At 72.0% G+C, this 411-nt stretch carries 1 pseudogene; it reads left to right on the top strand.

Annotation, left to right across the window (positions count from 1 at the left end):
* A pseudogene (locus ACOV8S_RS31465) lies at nt 1–411 on the top strand (IS5 family transposase); the annotation flags it as partial.

The following is a 411-nucleotide window of genomic DNA, read 5'->3' as shown; positions in this document are numbered from 1 at the left end:
TTCGGCTCGTGGAAGGGCGCCCACAACCGGTTGCGGAAGTGGGCCGCCGACGGCACCTGGGAGAAGGTCTTCACCGCCTTGCTCGCCCAGGCCGACGCCGAAGGCGATCTCGACTGGATCGTCTCGGTCGACTCCACAGTCGTGCGCGCTCATCAGCACGCCGCCGGGGCCCGTCAAAAGGGGCCCCGGCCGGCGAGCCGGACGACCATGCCCTCGGACGGTCCCGCGGCGGCCTGACCACCAAGATCCACCTCGCCGCGGACGGCCGATGCCGGCCCCTGGCGTTCGTCCTCACCCCTGGCCAGGCCGGTGACGCACCCGCGTTTCCCGAGGTCATGGCCCAATTACGGGTGCCGCGGCCGATCGGGCGACCCCGGACCACTCCGGACGTGGTCCTGGCCGACAAGGCCT

This window comes from Streptomyces sp. CO7 (assembly GCF_053474865.1).
This window is presented reverse-complemented; position numbering and strand designations above follow the sequence as displayed.